Origin of the sequence: Ramlibacter tataouinensis (genome assembly GCF_001580455.1) — a bacterium.
GTDB lineage: Bacteria > Pseudomonadota > Gammaproteobacteria > Burkholderiales > Burkholderiaceae_C > Ramlibacter > Ramlibacter tataouinensis_B.
In genome coordinates, this window is record NZ_CP010951.1 from 2,866,288 (window position 1) to 2,884,455 (window position 18,168).

The 18,168-nt window shown below is 68.2% G+C and carries 20 protein-coding genes; 7 read left to right on the top strand and 13 right to left on the bottom strand.

What is annotated here, in order from left to right; genetic code table 11:
- Window positions 1-23: 23 nt before the first annotated feature.
- The 3 genes from UC35_RS13550 to yaaA form a co-directional block, all read right to left on the bottom strand.
- The gene (locus UC35_RS13550) at window positions 24-1,013 is read right to left on the bottom strand and encodes a phosphopantetheine-binding protein (protein WP_158513904.1); all 990 of its coding nucleotides are present in this window, start codon (window positions 1,011-1,013) and stop codon (window positions 24-26) included.
- Window positions 1,010-1,975: a radical SAM/SPASM domain-containing protein gene (locus tag UC35_RS13555; RefSeq protein WP_061500555.1), complete on the bottom strand. Its 966-nt coding sequence runs from the start codon at window positions 1,973-1,975 to the stop codon at window positions 1,010-1,012. The genes UC35_RS13550 and UC35_RS13555 overlap by 4 nt, the downstream gene beginning before the upstream one ends.
- Before the next feature lie 204 nt (window positions 1,976-2,179).
- Window positions 2,180-2,968, bottom strand: coding sequence for a peroxide stress protein YaaA (gene yaaA / locus UC35_RS13560; RefSeq protein ID WP_061500557.1), 789 nt, complete (start codon window positions 2,966-2,968; stop codon window positions 2,180-2,182).
- A 79-nt stretch (window positions 2,969-3,047) separates the two neighbouring features.
- On the opposite strand from yaaA, the gene rarD reads away from it, so the two are divergent.
- Both rarD and UC35_RS13570 read left to right on the top strand, forming a co-directional pair.
- Window positions 3,048-3,971, top strand: coding sequence for an EamA family transporter RarD (gene rarD / locus UC35_RS13565; protein ID WP_061500559.1), 924 nt, complete (start codon window positions 3,048-3,050; stop codon window positions 3,969-3,971).
- 88 nt (window positions 3,972-4,059) lie between these two features.
- Window positions 4,060-4,746 carry an ankyrin repeat domain-containing protein gene (locus UC35_RS13570; RefSeq protein ID WP_061500561.1) on the top strand — a complete coding sequence of 229 codons (687 nt, stop codon included), beginning with the start codon at window positions 4,060-4,062 and terminating at the stop codon, window positions 4,744-4,746.
- A gap of 14 nt (window positions 4,747-4,760) precedes the next feature.
- Here the strand turns inward: UC35_RS13570 and UC35_RS13575 are convergent, their stop codons facing one another.
- The 6 genes from UC35_RS13575 to UC35_RS13600 all read right to left on the bottom strand — a co-directional run bounded on the left by UC35_RS13575 (window position 4,761) and on the right by UC35_RS13600 (window position 10,036).
- Window positions 4,761-5,714: a beta-propeller fold lactonase family protein gene (locus UC35_RS13575; protein ID WP_061500563.1), complete on the bottom strand. Its 954-nt coding sequence runs from the start codon at window positions 5,712-5,714 to the stop codon at window positions 4,761-4,763.
- Complete coding sequence (locus UC35_RS13580) at window positions 5,711-6,313, bottom strand: cytochrome b (RefSeq protein ID WP_082793181.1); 603 nt, start codon at window positions 6,311-6,313, stop codon at window positions 5,711-5,713. Before UC35_RS13580 ends, UC35_RS13575 begins: the two co-directional genes overlap by 4 nt.
- A gap of 2 nt (window positions 6,314-6,315) precedes the next feature.
- A complete protein-coding gene (locus UC35_RS13585; protein ID WP_227820327.1) occupies window positions 6,316-6,870 on the bottom strand; it encodes a c-type cytochrome in 555 nt (184 codons plus the stop codon).
- A gap of 23 nt (window positions 6,871-6,893) precedes the next feature.
- Window positions 6,894-8,645 (bottom strand): pyrroloquinoline quinone-dependent dehydrogenase, encoded by a 1,752-nt coding sequence (locus UC35_RS13590; RefSeq protein ID WP_082793183.1) that lies wholly within the window; start codon window positions 8,643-8,645, stop codon window positions 6,894-6,896.
- 356 nt (window positions 8,646-9,001) lie between these two features.
- On the bottom strand, window positions 9,002-9,373 hold the full coding sequence (locus UC35_RS13595; RefSeq protein ID WP_061500567.1) for a hypothetical protein: 372 nt from the start codon (window positions 9,371-9,373) through the stop codon (window positions 9,002-9,004).
- A 195-nt stretch (window positions 9,374-9,568) separates the two neighbouring features.
- On the bottom strand, window positions 9,569-10,036 hold the full coding sequence (locus UC35_RS13600) for a hypothetical protein (RefSeq protein ID WP_061500569.1): 468 nt from the start codon (window positions 10,034-10,036) through the stop codon (window positions 9,569-9,571).
- A 205-nt stretch (window positions 10,037-10,241) separates the two neighbouring features.
- Here UC35_RS13600 and UC35_RS13605 point away from each other — a divergent pair, with 205 nt between their 5' ends.
- Complete coding sequence (locus tag UC35_RS13605) at window positions 10,242-11,072, top strand: PPK2 family polyphosphate kinase (RefSeq protein WP_061503828.1); 831 nt, start codon at window positions 10,242-10,244, stop codon at window positions 11,070-11,072.
- A gap of 185 nt (window positions 11,073-11,257) precedes the next feature.
- On the opposite strand, the gene UC35_RS13610 is transcribed toward UC35_RS13605, so the two are convergent.
- Window positions 11,258-12,973, bottom strand: coding sequence for a winged helix-turn-helix domain-containing protein (locus UC35_RS13610; protein ID WP_061500571.1), 1,716 nt, complete (start codon window positions 12,971-12,973; stop codon window positions 11,258-11,260).
- A gap of 82 nt (window positions 12,974-13,055) precedes the next feature.
- On the opposite strand from UC35_RS13610, the gene UC35_RS13615 reads away from it, so the two are divergent.
- Window positions 13,056-13,328: a hypothetical protein gene (locus UC35_RS13615; protein WP_145979455.1), complete on the top strand. Its 273-nt coding sequence runs from the start codon at window positions 13,056-13,058 to the stop codon at window positions 13,326-13,328.
- 46 nt (window positions 13,329-13,374) lie between these two features.
- Here UC35_RS13615 and UC35_RS13620 read toward each other — a convergent pair whose 3' ends face one another.
- A complete protein-coding gene (locus UC35_RS13620) occupies window positions 13,375-14,322 on the bottom strand; it encodes an autotransporter outer membrane beta-barrel domain-containing protein (RefSeq protein WP_061500575.1) in 948 nt (315 codons plus the stop codon).
- A 128-nt stretch (window positions 14,323-14,450) separates the two neighbouring features.
- Window positions 14,451-14,699 carry a hypothetical protein gene (locus UC35_RS13625; protein WP_061500577.1) on the bottom strand — a complete coding sequence of 83 codons (249 nt, stop codon included), beginning with the start codon at window positions 14,697-14,699 and terminating at the stop codon, window positions 14,451-14,453.
- A gap of 240 nt (window positions 14,700-14,939) precedes the next feature.
- Between UC35_RS13625 and UC35_RS13630 the strand changes: the two genes are divergently transcribed.
- Genes UC35_RS13630 through UC35_RS13640 form a run of 3 tightly spaced genes read left to right on the top strand, consistent with a single transcriptional unit; the run spans window position 14,940 to window position 16,986 of the window.
- Window positions 14,940-15,509, top strand: coding sequence for a ferritin-like domain-containing protein (locus UC35_RS13630; protein WP_061500579.1), 570 nt, complete (start codon window positions 14,940-14,942; stop codon window positions 15,507-15,509).
- A gap of 59 nt (window positions 15,510-15,568) precedes the next feature.
- Window positions 15,569-16,165 (top strand): RNA polymerase sigma factor, encoded by a 597-nt coding sequence (locus UC35_RS13635; protein ID WP_061500581.1) that lies wholly within the window; start codon window positions 15,569-15,571, stop codon window positions 16,163-16,165.
- Window positions 16,166-16,176: 11 nt separating this feature from the next.
- Complete coding sequence (locus UC35_RS13640; RefSeq protein ID WP_061500584.1) at window positions 16,177-16,986, top strand: anti-sigma factor domain-containing protein; 810 nt, start codon at window positions 16,177-16,179, stop codon at window positions 16,984-16,986.
- Window positions 16,987-16,991: 5 nt separating this feature from the next.
- On the opposite strand, the gene UC35_RS13645 is transcribed toward UC35_RS13640, so the two are convergent.
- Complete coding sequence (locus UC35_RS13645; protein ID WP_061500587.1) at window positions 16,992-18,023, bottom strand: RNA methyltransferase; 1,032 nt, start codon at window positions 18,021-18,023, stop codon at window positions 16,992-16,994.
- Between the last annotated feature and the right edge of the window lie 145 nt (window positions 18,024-18,168).

Sequence of the window (18,168 nt, forward strand, 5' to 3'; positions counted from 1 at the left end):
CGCGGCAGCGACTTGGGCGATTGTCACCGGCGCCGCATCGCCGCGCGCTGCCGCGCCAGGCTCAAGGCCGCGCCGTCCGACGCGCCGCCGTAGTGGGCGGCAAGCGCGGCGACCGTGGGAAAGCGGAAAACGTCCAGTGCGTCGGCCGCAATCCCGCAGCGTTCACCGAGCCGCCGGCTCAACTGGATGGCTTTGAGCGAGGTGCCGCCCAGGTCGAAGAAATTGCCGCTGCGGGGCACATCAGCGAGTGACAGCACCTCGCGCATGGCTGCAACGATGTCGGATTCGAGCGTCGCGGTGTCCACGGACGAGTCCGCTTTTGCCGTCGGGGCGCTGGTTTCGCGTGCCTCGACAGCAGCGGCAAGCGTGTCAGCCCCAGAGGCTCGTATCAGCGTGGCCGGCACGCCCAGCGCGGTGGCGCCGGCCGGCACATCGCAGTGCACCAGCGTGTTGGCGCCAATGGTGGCCCCGGCGCCAATGCGCAAGTCGGGCAGGATGCTGGCGTTCGAGCCCACATACACGCCGTCTTCCAGCACCACGCGTGCGTTGATGACCGCATTGGGCGCCACCACGCAGCCCTGGCCCACCTGGGAACCATGGCCAACCACGGCGCCCACCAGCACCACGCTCGACCGCCCCACCGAGGCGGCAGCGCCAATGATCGCGTGCTCGTAGACGCTGACTTCACCGGCAAGTTGGGCGCCGATCAAGTCAACGCCTGGGTGCACCAACGAAGCGAAGGGAATGCGGAAACCCGCGATGCGCTCGCGTGCGCGGGCGCGGCCGGAGGTGGTGCGGGTGACGAGGTTCGCCACTTCGTCGAGCGCCGGATCGGCCTCGCGCAGCAGCTCGAACGAGCCTGCCACCGACAAGTCCATGCGGGTGCTGCCATGCTTGCCGGCGTCGTCGTCGAGCAGCACGATGCGACGCCAGCGCTCGGTGGCGCGGTTGACCTGCAAGGCCAGGCGCATGCCCTCGCCGTTGCCCACACCGCACAGGAAGAGCGTCCTCACCTGGCAGCACCCAGGTTCAGGCGTTGCCAGGTGGGCTCGACCGGTACCGCTTCGGCTTGCGGCCGCACACGTTCGGCGGCGCCGGTCATCCAGTCGGTGCATTTGAGGCAACGCGCCGGGAGTTCGGCGAACTTTCGCTCCAGGTGCAGATCGCGATACCTGCCGAGTTGCGCCCACAGGTTCGAGAGGCTGTCGTGCCAGGCGTTGCCGGCGCCTTCTTCGCACTCGGTGTCGCCGGGGCAGCGCGGCACCCGGCCGTCCCAGAACACATGCATCATGGTCACGGCCCACGGGCAGGGAATGCGCTCGTCGTTCGAGATGCCCAAGCCGGTTTCGAACTGGCCGCCCCAGCTGAGCTGGCGGCGCACCTTCACTACAGCGTTGCGCGCCAACCAGTAGGCTTTGTATTCACCGACCTCGTGGGCGTTGTCATCCATGGTGATGAACTGCACCTGGATGGCCAGCTTCGAGCCGGTCTCGTCGCGCCGCGCCAGCAGGCGTTCGACGTTGCCATAAACGACATCGCGGTCGGCCTTCACGCGGTACTTCTCGAAGGACGCCTTGGAGAAACCATCGACGCCGAAGACGATGAGGTGCGCGCCTGAATGGAGGATCGCCTCGTCGAGGCCGGGGGCAAGCAACATGCCGTTGGTATTGATGTTCATCGACTTCAAGCCCACCGACCGGCCGTAGTCGAGGCATTTCAGCAGCAGCTCCGGCTCCAACAAGGGCTCGCCGCAGAACGAGAACCAGCATTCGGTCCTGGGTGAGATGGCTGCGATCTCGTCGGCACACTTCTGCCACAGCGCGAAGGGCATCGTGCCCTTGGGCCGCTTCATCGAGGGGTGGTGGCACATCGAACAGGCCAGGTTGCATTCGGCGCAAAGCTCGACGGCGAATTTCCTTGGGAAGGCAAACTTGCCCAGGGTGGCGGCAATGCTTTCGAGTTCGGTGGAGGCCATGGTGCATCTCCTGAGAGGTGGAACGCGACGCCCTGTGCGGGTGGGATTCCAATCCACACCCAGCGTCACGCAGCCTAATCAACCCAGTGATCCAGTGGGGTCATGGAACGCCAGCTTCGACCGAATGTTTGATCTCTGTCAGGGGTTCTTCGCCAGCGTCCGAACTGCAGAAGCCAGCAGTGGCCCTGGCTCATGCGTGGTGGCTTACGCCGGCACCGCGCGCCGACGAAACACCAGCCGCTCGGGCTGCGAGGCCTGGGCATCGTAGGCATAGCCGTCGAGGTCGAAGCCTTCGAGCCTGTCCGGCGACACGATGCGGCGCTGGATCGCGTAGCGCGCCATCAGGCCGCGCGCACGCTTGGCGAAGAAGCTGATGACTTTGTAGCGGCCGCCCTTCCAGTCCTCGAACACGCAGTCGATGACGCGCGCCTTCAGCGCCTTGCGATCCACCACCTTGAAATACTCCTGCGAGGCCAGGTTCACCAGCACCGGATCCTTGCCCTTGGCCTGCATCCTGTTCAGGTGTTCGGCGACGGTCGTGCCCCAGTAGGCGTAGAGGTTGGGGCCGCGGTCGTTGGCGAGTGCTGTGCCCATCTCCAGCCGGTACGGCTGCAGCCGGTCCAGCGGGCGCAGCACGCCATACAGGCCCGACAGGATGGCCAGGTGCTGCTGCGCCCAGTCGAGCTCGGCCGGCTTGAGGTTCCTGGCCTGCAAGCCGTCGTAAACATCGCCATCGAAGGCCAGCACCGCGGGCTTGCTGTTGCGCGTTGTCGCGCGCCGCGACCAGCTGGCGTAGCGATCGACGTTGAGTTGGGCCAGCTTGTCCGACAGGTCCATCAGTTCCGCGATTTCGGCCGGCGACTTCTGTTTCAGCACGCCAATCAGCTCGGATGAGCGGGCGCTGAATTGCGGCGTGGTGGCGCGCTCCAGGATGGCGGGATCGACCGCGGTTTCGTAGTCGAGCGACTTGGCAGGAGAGATCACGTAGAGCATGTTGGCGCGAATGATGCCGCATCCACGCCGCATGTCTCCACGCCAGCGTGCGCAACGCGCAACGGCGAGAATCACCGCCATGTCTTCCGGTGTGCTCCAAGCGGCCCTCGCGTATGCGATGTGGGGCCTGTTCCCGCTGTACTTCCAGCTTGTTTCGGACGTGGCACCGCTGGAGATCGTGCTCCATCGCTCGCTGTGGTCGCTGGCCTTCGTGCTCGTGCTGCTGGCGGTGCTGGGGCGCTGGGCCTGGCTGCGCGACATCGCGCGCCGCCCCAGGACGCTGGCCACGTTTGCACTGAGCGCGCTGCTGCTGTCGGCCAACTGGCTGATTTATGTATGGGCAGTCAACAACGGCCGTGTCGTCGATTCGAGCCTGGGCTACTTCATCACGCCGCTGGTCAACGTGCTGCTCGGCTACTTCGTGCTGCACGAGCGGCCGCGCCGCGCGCAGTGGTACGCGCTCGCCATCGCGGCCGCTGGCGTGCTGTGGCTGACGTTCTTCGCCGGCTCATTGCCGTGGGTCGGGCTGGTGCTTGCGGCGAGCTTCGGGATCTACGGTCTGATTCGCAAGACCGCGCCGCTCGGTGCGCTCGAAGGCCTGGCGCTCGAGACGCTGCTGCTCGCACCGCTGGCCGCCGGCCTGCTTGCCTGGCAGACCTTGCATGCCGGCAGTGCCCTGAGCGGCGGCGACCCGGCGTTGTTCGGCCTGCTGGTGCTGGGCGGGCCGCTGACCGCGCTGCCGCTGCTGCTGTTTGCCGCCGGCGCGCGGCGCATCCCGTTGACGACGCTCGGCGTGCTGCAGTACATCGGGCCGACCATCCAGTTCACGCTCGGCGTGTGGCTGTTCCACGAGCCCTTCGCCGGTCCGCGGCTGGTGGGATTCGTGTTGATCTGGCTGGCGCTGGTGGTCTACACCGCGGAAGGCTGGCTGTCGATGCGACGGCAAGCCGCGGCCTCGAGCGAGGCGGTCGCTCCCCGCCCGGTGCCTGCGTCGCGGCGCTAGGCGCCGCTCTGCCCGAAGGTCCACGTTGCAAGATCAGGCCATGCCTGCCAGACTGGCGGTGCATGCGCGATGTCGCCGAAGGAGCGCCATGAGGACCTGTCTTCGATCCGCCCTGCCTCGGTCGCCTTGGCGGCCGGCCGCACTGCTGTGCCTGGCCCTGGCGTCGCCCTGGGCGGTGGCGCAGGCGCCCAGCCACCCCAACATGAACGCGCAATTGCTCGTGGCCGCCCGCCAGTCGGATGCGGCCGCCGTGGAGCACCTGCTGTCGCAGGGCGCGGCGCCCAACTCGCGCAACCGCATTGGCAAGACCGCGTTGATGCTCGCGGCCGAAAAGGGCCAGGCGCAGATCGTCGAGCTGATGCTCAAGGCCGGGGCCGACGTCAACGCGGTGTCGCTCGAGGGCGTGACGGCGCTGATGGGGGCCAGCTATGGCGGCCACGCGGCCGTCGTGCGACGCCTGCTCGCGGCGGGCGCGCGCACCGCGCCGGTCGACCAGATGAAGAAATCGGCCGTCGTCTACGCCGCGGCCCTCGGGCATGCGGACGCGCTGGCGGCGCTGCTCGATGCCGGCACCGACGTCAACGCGCCAGCCGAGCACGGGCTCACGCCGCTCATGTGGGCGGCGGGCCAGGGCCAAGCCGAGGCCGTGCGCCTGCTGCTCGCGCGCGGCGCCCGGCGCGACCTGCGCGACGATCGCGGACTGACCGCGGCCGAAATCGCCCGCCAGACCGGTCATGCCGACGTGGCCGTGCTGCTGGATGCGGCGGCGCCCTGAGGCGCGCGGCGGGATCAGTGGATCACAACCCCCCACGGCAGCTTGCCGACGGTGATGTCGGCCACGCGGGCCGCCTTGTCCACGTCGATCACCGAGACGCTGCCCGAGCGGCCGCAGGCCACGTAGAGCTTCGCGCCGTCGGGCGTGAGCGCCATGTTCCAGGGCCGCTGGCCGACCGGGATCGTCGCGGTCACGCGGTTGCTCGCAGTGTCGATGACCGACACCGTCGCGTCCCCACCGTTGGAGACGAACACGCGCTTGCCGTCGGGGTGCACGGAAATGCCGTTGCTGCGCTTGCCCGCCGCGATCCGCGCGACCACCCGCAGGTTATCGGTATCGATGACCGACACCTCGTCGGCGTTCTCGGCTGCTACGTAGGCACGCTTGCCGTCCGGCGTGAAGCCGATCCCGCGCGGGCGCGCGCCCACGGCCACCTGAGCGACCTGCTTGCGCTGGGCCACGTCGATGATGTCAACCGCGCCGCCTTCTTCCGCGCTCACGAACACGCGCCGGCCGTCGGGCGAGAACACCGCATGCTCGGGGTTCTTGCCGCGCACCGTGACAACGAACGACACCTTCGAGTCCCGCGTGTCGATGAAGGCGACGTCATTGCTCTCCTCGACGGCCGCCACCACCCAGCGCCCGTCGGGCGAGATGCCCACGCCCTCGGGCGATTCGCCGAGAGGGATCTCGCCGGCGCTTCGGCGCTGCGCGAGGTCGAGCAGTACCAGGCGGTTGTTCGGTTGATCGCTCACGTACGCAGTACGGCCGTCGGGACTGATCGCTGTGCCGCGCGGCTTGGTGCCCGCGGGAATCTCGGCCACGACCTTGTCGGTGGCGGTATCGATCACGCTCACCGTGCCCGAGCCTTCGTTGGGCACATAGGCAAAGGGCGCGGCCGCCACCATCGCGGGCAGCGCCAGCGCGCACCAGACTGCCCAGCGGGCGAAGCGGCTCCTAGGTTTCATGCATGCTCCTTCCGCGCCGGATCGCCCGGGCGCCAGCGGTGGGGCGCGCCCGCTTGCCCGCGCGGCAGCATGCGCGAGAACACGGCGTCGCGGTCGACCAGCGCGTGCTTGGCCGCTGCGGCGACGTGCAGCACGATCAGTGCCGTGAACACATAGGCCGTGACGTCGTGCAGCGCGATGAAGAAGGCATACACCGCCGGCAGGTCGGGCCCCCAGGGCGGAAGCGCGATGCCGAAGAAGCGCACGCCCCACTTGCTGAAGTTGGAGCCGAGGTAGCCCCCCAGCGGCATGATCACCATGCAGGCACCCAGGGCCCAGTGCATCCAGTGCGCCGCGCGTTGCTGCCATGCCGGCACGGAGCTCGGCCAGGGCGGCGCCGGGTGCCTCATGCGCCACAGCAGGCGCACGGCGATCAGCACCCCCAGCACGAGGCCGATCGACTTGTGCAGGTTGATCACGCCCGCGCGCGCCGGCGTGCCGCGCGGCGCGATGTCGTCGAGCAGGAAGCCGAAGGCGATCTCCGCCAGCAGCGCGATGCCGATGAACCAGTGCAGGAAAACGTCCGTGCGGCCGTAGCGAGCGCCGTTGTCAGTGATCATGCCTACAGCCCGCCCAGGTAGTTTGCGAGGTTCTCGATGTCCTTCTCGTTCAGGGTCCGCGCCACGCTGGTCATGTTGCCCGCGTCGTTCGTGCGCTTGCCCTGCTTGAAGTCGGTGAGCTGCTTGACGATGTAGTCGCGGTGCTGGCCGGCCACGCGCGGGATCTCGTTCTGCCCGGCGAAGCCGCCCAGGTGGCACATGGTGCACAGCGTCTCGTCCGCCTTGAGCTTGCCCAGCCGCGCCTTCTCGGGGTCGGGCTTGAACCCGGTGGATCTGGGCTTCTGTTGGGCGAACCAGTCGGCGAGCTCGCGCATCTCGTCGCGCGTCAGGCCGGCCACCATCGGGCTCATGAGCTCGTTGCTTCGCCGGCCTTCCTGGAAGTCACGCAGCTGCAGGTACAGGTAGCGCGTGGTCTGCCCCGCCAGCACGGGATACAGCGGCGTCGTGGAGTTGCCGTCGATCCCGTGGCAGGCCGCGCAGGCCTGCGCCTTGGCCGGCGGCGTGGCGGGCTGCGCGAGCGTCGATGCGGCGGTCAGCGCCGCGGTCAGTGCCGCCACCACCTGCCACCGGCCCGCCCTGGTCATGGCAGCGCGAACACGACCACCGAGTTGCCGCGCTTGAAGTCGATCTGCGTGTTGCCGCCTGCGGCCACGGCCACATACTGCTTGCCGCCCACCGAGTACGACACGGCCGGCGCGTTGACGCCGGCGCCGCACTGGTATTCCCACAGCTTCTTGCCGGTCTTCGCGTCGAACGCGCGGAACAGGCCGTTGCCCTCGCCGTTGAAGACGAGCCCGCCCGCCGTGGCCAGCACGCCGCCGATCAGCGGTTGATCGGTGTCGAACTTCCAGGCGATCTTGCCGGTGTCGATGTTGACGGCGACCAGCCGGCCCGATTGCTTCTCGCCCGGGATCACCTTGAACGCGCCGCCCAGCCACAGCTTGCTGCCGCCCGGGTACTTGGCCTCCTCGACGTGGTAAGTCATGGGCTGGTGCAGGTTCGCGGCATAGGCCAGGCGCAACTGCGGGTTGATGGCCATTGGGCTCCATTCCACGCCGCCGTTGGCGCCCGGCAGCATGCGCTGGCCTTCCTTGGTCGGCAGCACCCACATGTTCTCCTGCGGGATCATGGCCTCGCTGAAGCGGATCAGCTCGCCGGTGGCGCGATCGTGCACGTAGACGTGCCCCGTCTTGCCGCCGTGGATGGCCACCTTGCGCATCTTGCCGTCCTTGCCGGCGGCCTCGGTGAGGATCACCGGCGAGGCCGCGTCGAGGTCCCACACGTCGTGCGCGATGTACTGGTAGTGCCACTTGTACGCGCCCGTCTCGAGGTCGACGGCGACCATCGAGTTGGTGTACAGGTTGTCCCCGGGGCGCTCGGCGCCGTACAGGTCCGGGCTGGGGTTGCCGACCACGAAGATGACGGTCTTGCTCTCGCGGTCCACCGCCGGCGCCATCCACACGCCGCCGCCCAGCGTTTGGTAGAAGTCGCCGCCCTTGTCGGCAAGGGTCTTCTTCTCCGCGGCGATGTCGCGAAGCATGTTGCGGCCGGTGGCGTCGTTGACCGCCCAGACGCCCTCGTGCCCTTTCTCGGGGATCGAGTAGAAGGTCCACAGCAGCTTGCCGTCGTTCGCGTCGTAGGCTTTCACGAAGCCGCGGACACCGTATTCGCCGCCGTTGGTGCCGATCAGCACCTTGCCGTCGACCGCCACGGGCGCCATGGTTTCCGAATAGCCTTTTTCGGGGTCCGCGATCTGCGTCGACCACAGCACCTTGCCTGTCTTGGCGTCCAAGGCCACCATCTTCGCATCGAGCGTGGCCATGAAGACGCGGTCGTTCAAGACCGCCACGCCGCGGTTGTTGGGCCCGCAGCAGAAGGTGGTCACCGGACCCTGCTTGTGCTTGTAGTGCCAGAACTCCTTGCCCGTGGCCGCATCGAGCGCGTAGATGTGGTTGTAGGAGGTGGTGATGTACATCACCCCGTCCACCACGACGGGCGCCGTTTCCATCGACTCGACCACCTCGGTCTGGAAGATGAACGCGGGCTTCAGGCGGGCGACATTGGTCGTGTTGATCTGCTTGGCCGGGTAGTAGCGCGTCTGCGCGTAGTTGCCGTTGGTGAGCAGGAAGTTCTTGTCATCGCGGGCGGCCGCGTCCAGCCGCGCCTGTGGCACCGACACGCTCGTGGGCACCGCCATGCCGCTGGCGGCGGCAGCGGCCTGTCCCGCAACTTCCTGGGCGTGTGCGCCCCATGCGAAGGCGGCGGATGCAACGGCTGCTCCCCATGCATGCGACTGTCTCCAGGCGCGCGCTCGTCTCTCGATGCGATCCATATTTCGTCTCCTTGTTCGATGTCGCGTTCCACCGCGTCTGAAGAGGAGCGCGGTGCTCAAGGAACGTGGAGGGCTCGGCGGCGCGCAGGCGGGTCGACAAGGGCACGGCTGCGAGAGGTCGGGTCGCGCGTTTTCCCGCCGCCGAGAATACTCGTTTGACGTTTCAAGCCAACAGCTTGTGGTGTGCTTTCGTTTCGGATGAGCTGACCGGGACGTTGCTGCATCCCCGTCATTCGTCTGCTGAGCCTTGAACAAGAGTGCGCTGAGTATCGCAATGGATGAGGGCTCGCCGCGCCAATCTCGGGCACAGGACGACTGCGGAGCCATCGCTTTTGCGATGGCTTCGTGGTCATGTTTCAGGCGGCAGGCTGCGTGCCGAAGAAGCCAACGATTTGAAGCAAGCGGCCGTCCACGTCCAGCTGCGCGAAGTCCACGCCCTCCGCGGCGGGCATGCCGTCCGGCGCCAGCAGGCGCCAGCCGTAGCGCAGGAATCCGTGGTGTGAGTCGATCGTCGTCGTGCGTTCGAGGCGGTGCGCCGGGAAGTGCGTCAGCACGATGGCGGCCTGGTCGGCGATCCCTTGGTGGCCACGACCCTCCTGTGGCGGATCCACCAGGCGGCCGTCGGCGTTCCATACCGCGCGGACGGCATCGCTGCGTCGGCCCGGGTCGGGGTCGCACAAGGCGGCCAGGTGGCGGTCGATCGTGCGTTCGAGAGCGGAATCGTTCATGGCTTGCTCCTTGGCGTTGGGAGGTGTCCATGTTGCGAAGCGCACCGCCGCGGGGCAATTACCCGCCAGGTCATGGCGTCGAAGCTGTCCCGACGGCCACACGCAGTTCCCGAACTGGAATACCGCGCTGGACAGCGCAGTCCCCGCTCTGCCGTTCAGTCCGCGGCAGTGCAGCTGCTGGCGTGGGGATTGAACCTATCGCTTCCGAATCCCGGCGGCGAACCAGGCGCCGTTGCCGTTGACGATCAGCAGCACGGGATTTGCGCAGGGATTGGGCGGGATGGGATTGACGAAGCCCTCGATTCTGAAATCACCGAGCGCATCGAGCGGCACCAGTTCCGAGTCGTGGAACACGCCCGCGCAGGCCACCCTCGCGCGCACGCTTTGTCCCGCCGGCGTCCCGATGTTGTCACCGCCCGCCAGCAGGAGGCCGCGGCCGTCGACATTGATTCGCCCGTCGGCGCTCACGGCCGCAGTCAGGCGCGAGATCACCCACGGCAGGCCCGCGGGTGGAACGCCCAGCACCGCATTGGGTTGGCCGCCGGCGCGCAGCGGCTGGACGCCGATGGCGTCTTCGAAGCGGGCCAGGGGTTCGGCGGCGCTGGCGTTCAGGGAGGCGGCAGTCGCGAGTGACAGCAGGCAGGCGGACAGTGTCTTGCTCATCGTGGATTCCTGGAAAGTTGGGTTTGAATCTGCATCGGAGCCGGTGAGTCCACGTTTGGCAGCGCCCGGGTTCGACCGCGGCCGATTGTTTTGTAAGCGCTCGTGTTCCGCGGGGCAGGGGGAAAGCGCACACCCCGATGCGCTACTGATATCGGACACAGGGTAGAGCTGGCAGGCGCCATACTGCCGCATGAACCGCAAGAAGATGGCTGCAGTCGCTCCCAGCGCGTGGGCCCGATACCGCATCGCGACGCCCGGCGTGCCGGTGCCGCTCGCCACGTTCGACCCGGCCGGGAAACCCTGCTCGACCGGCGGCAAGCAGGAGGACCGTGCGCGCGTCGACCAGCTGGCCGTCGAACTGGACGGGCTGCAGAATCTGTTCTACGCCGACCGCCGCTACAAGCTGCTCGTGGTGCTGCAAGGGATGGACACCAGCGGCAAGGATGGCACGCTGCGCACCGTGTTCGGCCGCATGAGTCCGCTGGGCGTGCGCACGGCCGCGTGGAAGGCGCCCACCGAAACGGAGCGCGCGCATGACTACCTCTGGCGCATCCACAAGGAGGTTCCGGGGTCGGGCGAAGTCGTCGTCTTCAACCGCAGCCACTACGAGGACGTGCTGGTCCCGGTGGTGAACGGCCAGCTGTCGCAGGACCAAACGCAGCAGCGCTACGCGCAGATCAACGAGTTCGAGCGCTTGCTTTCGCAGACGGGCACGATCGTCCTCAAGTTCATGCTGCACATTTCGAAGGACGAGCAGCGCAAGCGATTGCAGGCGCGGCTGGACGACCCGACGAAGCGCTACAAATTCCAGAGAGACGACCTGAAGGTGCGCAAGCAGTGGGACCTGTACCAGGTCGCTTACGAACACGCGATCGCGGCGACAGGGACGCCCTGGGCACCCTGGACCATCGTTCCGGCGGATTCCAAGACGCACCGCAACCTGATGATCGCGCTGGTCCTCCAAGAGACGCTCAATGGTCTCGGGCTGCGCTACCCCGACGACGACCCCACACTCAAGTCGCTGAAGATCCGCTAGTGTCCTGTCCCGTAAGTACGTGCACAAAGTGAAGTCGATGGATTTCGGGTCAGGGCAAAGCGCAAACCGCAGCGATACCCGTAGGTATCGCGAGGATTTGCAACGCAGCCATGGCCCGAAAGACGCGATTTCATGTGCATGTATTTGCGGGGCAGGGCACTAACCGGCGTTCAGCCGTCTTCCTGTCATTCCGCAAGTCCTGCCTTGCGCAGTCCTTCGTAGAAGCGCTCCCGCTGGGCCAGGAACACCGGCTCGATCGAAAGCTCGGTGGCCTTGAGTTCATGGATGGTGTGCAGGGGGATGCGTTCCATGTAGCGGGCCAGGTTCTCGCGGGCCTTGCCGTCCCGGCCGTGCAAGCCGTCGATGGCCGCCATCCACATATAGGGGAACCCCACGCGCGGATTCCTGGCGGCAGTCTTTTCCATCATGGCGTAGGCGTCCTCATCCCGTCCCAGGTGAAAGAGCGCCATGCCGCCGGCGAACAGGGGTTGCCATTGCTTCACGTCCTTGGGGCTCAGACGCAGGGCCCACTGGACGTGATCCATGGCCTCGGCCGGGCGACCGAGTTCGACCTTGACGTAAGCCATGCGGGCGTGGGCATAGACAAAGCTGGGATCCAGCGCCGTGCATTGCTCGAAAGCTTGCAGCGCCTCGCGCAGCCGCCCGCGCAGGCGCAACACCTGGCCATGGGCGAAATGGGCGTTGGGGTTGGTGAGGTCGGCGGCCAGGGCCTTCGCCGCCGCCTCCTCGGCTGCTCTCAGCTTGTCCTCGGGTGCGGCGACCAGGCGCGACAGGATGGCGCCGGACAAGGCGATGCTGCGGCCGGCCCAAGCCGAGGCCGACCCCTGTCCCGCCCGCAGCGCCTTGTCGAACTCGGCGATCGCGGCCTCGAGATCCGCCAACGAGCCCGCGCCACGCATCAGCGAATAGCCCCGCATGGTGTGCTCGATGGCTTCATGGGGCTCATCCGGGCTGGCCGCCCGGAGCGCCACGGCGTCGGCGATGCCGGTCAACAGGGCGCGGCCCATGCGCGGGCCCATCTCGGCTCGCCAGTTCCAGGGCTTGCCGTCGCCGTAGTCGGCCGACTCGGCCCACAGTACCGCCCCGCTTTCCGCCGAGGTCAGGCGAGCCTGGATGCGCACGGCGTCGCCTGTGCGCTGCACCCCGCCGGTCACGACGTACAGCGCCCCCAGTTCGCGCCCGGCCTGTTGCGGGCTCGCTTGCGCGCCCGCGTAGGCGCGCACGGAGTCCTGGGCGATCACCAGGGTGTCGGCCAGCCGCGAGAGCTCGGCAATCACATCGGCGGTGATGCCGTCGGCGAAGAAGTCCTGGGTGGGATCACCGCTGAGGTTCCCAAAGGGGAGGACCGCGATTGAAATCTTTCCCGCGCGCGCCGCCTGCGCGGCAGGGCGGGGGGCCTCGTTCCACCACCAGGCGCCGGCCAGCACGGCGCACAAGGACAGCACCACCGCGGCGGCAACCCAGCCGGCGAGACGCCTGCTGGACTGGGGAGGGATGCCGGCTCCGGACAACGCCGCGCCCGCGGGGCCCACTGGCGCAGGCAGGGGCAAGGGAAGCGCATCCAGCATGTAGCCGCGCCGGGGAACCGTGCGGATCCTTGTCTGCGCGTCATCACCCAGGACGCTGCGCAACTCGCCGATGCACTGCACCAGGGAATCGTCGGTGACCACCACGTCCGGCCAAACGGCGTCGAACAGGGCCTGCTTGGCTACGAGGCGGCCGGGTTGCCGGGCCAGGCAGAGCAGCACCTGGAAGGTTTTGGGCCGCAGGGCGGTGGCCCTGCCGTCGACCCGCAGTTCGCCTCGATCCAGGTCAAGCTCGAAGCCCGGAAAGCTGATGACACCCGCCGCATCGTCTTTCGGCGCAATTTCGGCACTCAATCGTCATCCTTTCGTGTGGTTCAGCCGCATTCGACCTAGCTTGGCAGTTCCTTTCACTTCACTTCACTTAAAGGACTGAACCATGACAGCGAATCGGATTTCAGCACCTAAGCCGCAAGGTGGCAATCGTCGCGCGGATGCGGATCGGCGGATCAGGATGGCGCAGGCCGTGGTCTTCGTCGCTGCGATGGCCTTGTCGGTCGTGGCCGCACTGGCGCTGCCTTCCGTGTGGTTGTCCCAGGAACCGCCCCCCAGGCTGGCCGACACCGCGAAGGAAGCCGCCGGCATGTTGCCGGCCAGGGCGCTGGCCGGCGAGTTCGCCGTGCTCGACGGGACGCTCTCCGGCGGTCGGTAGAGCCTGGATGGGGCGGCGCCGGGCAAGGCGCCGCGTCCGGCGAAGGTCAATACTCGAAGCCGAGGCTGACCGTCCATCCCTTCACGTCGGATCCAAAGAGGTAGCTGGCGCCCAGCCGCACGCGCGTGGAGTCCAGGCGGGTGATGGAGAGCGGGGCCTCGACCCCGGCCCCTGCCTGCGCGATCGAGTTGAAACCCAGCGCTTTGCGGTTGTCCCCAAAGAAGCCGGCGTACCCGCCGAAAACGACCCAGTGAAGCGCGCGTTCGGCGAGCTGCATGCCGGTGGGCGCCACGTGCTCCGCCCGGATCGAGTAGACGCCCGCGGTTTCGTGGAACTTCAATACCGGGTCCGACTCGTCGAAGCTCGAAATCCATGACCAGGCCAGGTGACCGCGGACCTTGACGGTCCGCGCCGGCGTCGCCAGTTTCCATTCGAGCCCGAGGTTCGGCGTCACCAGCGATGCGTTGGTGCGCCAATTGAAGAGGATGCGGTCCAGCAAGGGCTGCAGACTGGTGGCCGCACCCGAGTAGCGGGTGCGATTGTCGAGCTCGGCGGCGCTGAGGTCGAGCGCGGGCTCCAGCGTGAATCCGCCTGCGAGCCGGATCTTGGCCACCAGGCCGCCGCTCAAGCTATAGGCCGACCACTTGCTGGAGATGCCCCCCGCATCGCCTGGCGGAGCATCCACCGGGAAATCGTCTTTCACCTCCAGATAGCCCGCGGCGATCCTCCAGTAGAGGTCGGAGTCTCCCGACAGCGCGCGCCAGCGCGACTCGAAGGGTACACGCAGGACGTCGATCGTCGGCCGCGTGTCGCCACCCGTGAGCTCGTAGTGCGCCTCACTGATGTCCGGCGTGGCCGCCAGGTTCAGCAGTTGGGCATAGCCGGGACCCAGGCGCGCATTGGCGATGGTGCTGCGTACCGACTGCGCCGCGGCAGGCACCGCAAAGGCAATGGACAGGATGCCGAGGCAGGTGCTGCGGATCGCGGCGTTCATTGCCGGCATGAGTCTGCCAGCTTGCGTTCATGGCGGCAATGGAGGTCATCGCCCCGGTAGAGAGCGGCAGGCCTTGCTTCGTCGGTTCAAGGCGCCGTCGGCGACTTCGCACAGCCGCCTGGCGGCCACTACCGGCGAAGGCAGGCCTTGGTCGTGCACGAGGGGAATGTCGGGGGAATCGGGCGCGGCGGCACCGTCGGAGGCGTGGGCGCCGCGGCCGCCAGGTTCCTGACCGTCTGTTGCTGGCTTTCGTGCAGTTTCTTCAGCATCTGGCTGACCTGTTGCTGGACCTCTGCGCTGCTGGGTTCCGCAGCCAACGCGCTACCGAAGGCGAGGCCGAGGGCCATGACGATGGAAACTTTTCGGGCGAGCTTCATGACGATCTCCAGGGTGTTGAGGCGTTGAGGGTGCCTTCCAGGCCATGGGTTGCGGCCAGCGCGGGATCGGTTCAAAAAGAGCGCCGCTGCGCAGCGGCATCGGCCAACCATCGCGTACGCTGGTCGTCCGCTCGCGGATTCAAGCCACCGGGAGCCGCTTGGGAATCCGGATCCGTCCCCGGGGACGCTGCGTATTGGATGACGTCGTAGCCACGACGCTGACCCATCCAGGAGATCCACATGCAAGCCACCCTCGCTTCCCGTCGTTCCTTCATCGGCACCAGCGGCATGCTGTCGGCCGCCGCCGTCGTGCTGCTGGCCGGGCGCGACTCGCTCGCGCAAGGCATGAGCGCCGACCCCGCCAAGGACATCTCCATCCTCAACGCTGCCCTGACGCTGGAGCACGAGGCGATCAACGCCTACCAGCTCGGGGCCGCCAGCGGCCTGCTGCAAAAGCCCGTGATGGAGGTGGCGGTGCAGTTCCAGGGCCATCACAAGGCCCACCGCGACGCGCTCGCCGCCACCATCCAGAAGCTGGGCGGCCGGCCGGTGGAAGAGATGAAGCTGCAGGACTATGCGCAGGCGCTCAATGCGAGCCAGCTGCGCAACCAGGGCGACGTGCTGGCGTTGGCGGTCCGGCTGGAACTCGTTGCCGCCAACACCTACCTCAGCGTGATCCCCGCCTTCGGGCAGCGCGAGCTGGGACAGGTCGCGGGCCGGCTCGCGGCCGACGAGACCATGCACTACACCGTGCTGTTGAACACCCTGGGGCGGCCGCTGCCCACGTCGGCCCTGAGTTTCGGCGCGTGACCGGAGCCGCACGGCGCGGCGTGGAACGTGTCTAATGGCGGCACCACCGAACGACGAGCATGGACGGCCGTGACTCCGAAGGGCGCCTGATCGCGCTGCTCCGCGTGATCGCCGAGGGCGACGTCAACGCGCAGCAGGCGCGCGAGGCCGCCTTCCGCGAGCTGTACGAGCGCACGTCCGCGCGCATGTACGGCCTTGCCTTGCGGGTCACGGGCGATCGCGATTCCGCCGAAGACGTGCTGCAGGACGCCTTCCTGTCCATCTGGCGCGTCGCCGATACCTACCGCGACGCGCTCAGCCCGCCGCTGGCATGGATGGGCGTGGTGGTGCGCAGCCGCGCGCTGGACTTGCTGCGGCGGCGTGCCGCCCAGCGCGCCGACCGGACCGTGGAGTTCGACGAGTCCGTGCACGACGCCGCCGGCGACGGCAACGCCACGCCGCTGGACCTCACCGAGTCGAGCGAGCAGGCCTGGGCGCTGCACGAGTGCCTGCGCAAGCTCGAAGCGCGGCAGCGCGAGGTGCTCAGCCTCGCGTACCTGCGCGACCTGAGCCATAGCGAGCTGGCGCGGCAGCTCAAGCTGCCCATCGGCACCGTCAAGAGCTGGATCCGCCGCGGCATCGACCAGCTGCGCGGCTGCATGGCGCACTACGCCTGAGGAGCCGCCGCTTGGAACTGCTGCGACATCCCGAACTGGCCGATCGGCTGGCGGCCGCCCATGCCCTGGGAACCTTGCGCGGCGGTGCGCGGCGGCGCTTCGAGGCACTCGCCCGGCACGATCCGCGCCTGCGCGCGCTGGCCCTGATCTGGCAGGAGCGAATTGCAGCCATGACCGAATTGCAGCCGCAGGAGGGACCGAGCGCCGAGGTCTGGAAGCGCATCCAGATCGAGCTGCGGCGCGAGCGGGCCATCGCGGCCGCCGGCGCGCCCGACGCGAAGGGCGGCGGATGGCTATCGCGCTGGGCGTGGCCGGGAGTCGCACTGGCCGGCGCGCTGGCCACGCTGGCGGCCGTTGCCATCAACCTGCAGCTCGGATCGCGCCTGCAGGAGCGGGAGGGCGCGCTGGCCCTGGCCCAGGCCGAGAGCGCGGCGGCGGTCCAGCAGAACACGCAGCTGGTGTCCCAGCTCGGCGCCACCCCCCAGATCCGCTATGTGGCGGTGCTGCAGGATGACAGCGCCAAGCCGGCGGTGCTGGTCACCTTCGACCTGCGCAGCAGCACGCTCACCTTGCGGCGGGTGGGCGACTTCCGCGAAGGCGCGGAACGCTCGCTGCAGCTGTGGGCCTTGCCGGCGAGCGGCGGGCCCCGTTCGCTCGGCGTGCTGGGCGAGGGTGGCGAGGTGCGCCTCACCGCCGAGGAACAGGCGGTTCGCGAAGTGCCGGCGCTGGCCATCAGCCTGGAGCCCAAGGGCGGAGTGCCCTCCGAGCGCGGACCGACCGGCCCCGTGCTGTTCAAGGGCGCGCTGCTGCCGACATCCTGACCGGATCAGTGCCGCCGGAGCAGGCGGCTCGCGTCCACGCGCTGAACAGCCCGCGCCCGGAGCTGGCCGCAGCCGCCGTCGACATCCTGGCCCGCCGAGTGCCGCAGCTTGGTCAGGATGCCGCGGCGGTGCAGGCTGCGCGCGAGCGAGGCCGCACGTTCCCAGGAGGGGCGGTGGAAGTCGAGGCCTTCCACCTTGTTGAAGGGGATCATGTTCAGCACGCCGTACCTGCCGGCCAGCAGGCGCACGATGCCATCGAGTTCGTCGTCACCATCGTTGACGCCTTCCAGCAGCGTCCACTGGTACTGGATCGGGTAGCCGGTCGCGCGCGCATAGGCGTCGCCGCGTTCCACCAGTTCCTCCGGCGTCATCTGCGGCGCGCGCGGCAACAGGCGTTCGCGCAGTTCGGCCTTGGTCGTGTGCAGGGAAAGCGCCAGCGCCGGCTTCACTTTCTGCTGCGGCAGGCGCTCGAAGACGCGCGGGTCGCCCACCGTCGACAGCACCAGGTTCTTGTGGCCGACGTTGCCGGCGGTGCCGAGCAGATCGATCGCTTCCAGCACGTTGTCCAGGTTGTGCGCCGGCTCGCCCATGCCCATGAACACGACTTTCTTCACCGGCCGGCGCCGGCGCGCCAATACCACCTGGGCGACCATCTCGGCGCTGCCGACCTGCCGCACCAGGCCGCTCTGGCCCGTCATGCAGAACAGGCAGCCGACGGCGCAGCCGACCTGGGACGAAATGCACAGGCCGTCGCGCGGCAGCAGCACGCTTTCGACCATCTGGCCGTCGGCCAGGCCGACCAGCAGGCGCTCGGAGCCGTCCTCGCCGGGATGGATCGAGACGACCCGCGCCAGGCCGTCGAGCTCGGCCTCGATGGCTGGCAGCGCCTCGCGCAAGGCCTGCGGCAGGAAGTCCTCGACGCGCCGCTTGCCGCTGTCCTGCGGCAGGGCCTGGGACCACAGGCGCAGCACCCGGAACGCGTGGGACGGGCCGGCACCTGCCGCGTGCAGGCGGGATCGGAGATCGGAAATTCGCATGGCTCGGTGAAGGTCGTCCAGTGCACCGGACGGGGCGATTGTCCTCGTTCCGCAGCTCGTCGGGACACGCTCAGCCAGCGCAGGCACACGGGGCGGCGCCTATATTTGTACCAGTGGCGTGAAATTCGACGCGTTCGGAACCGGA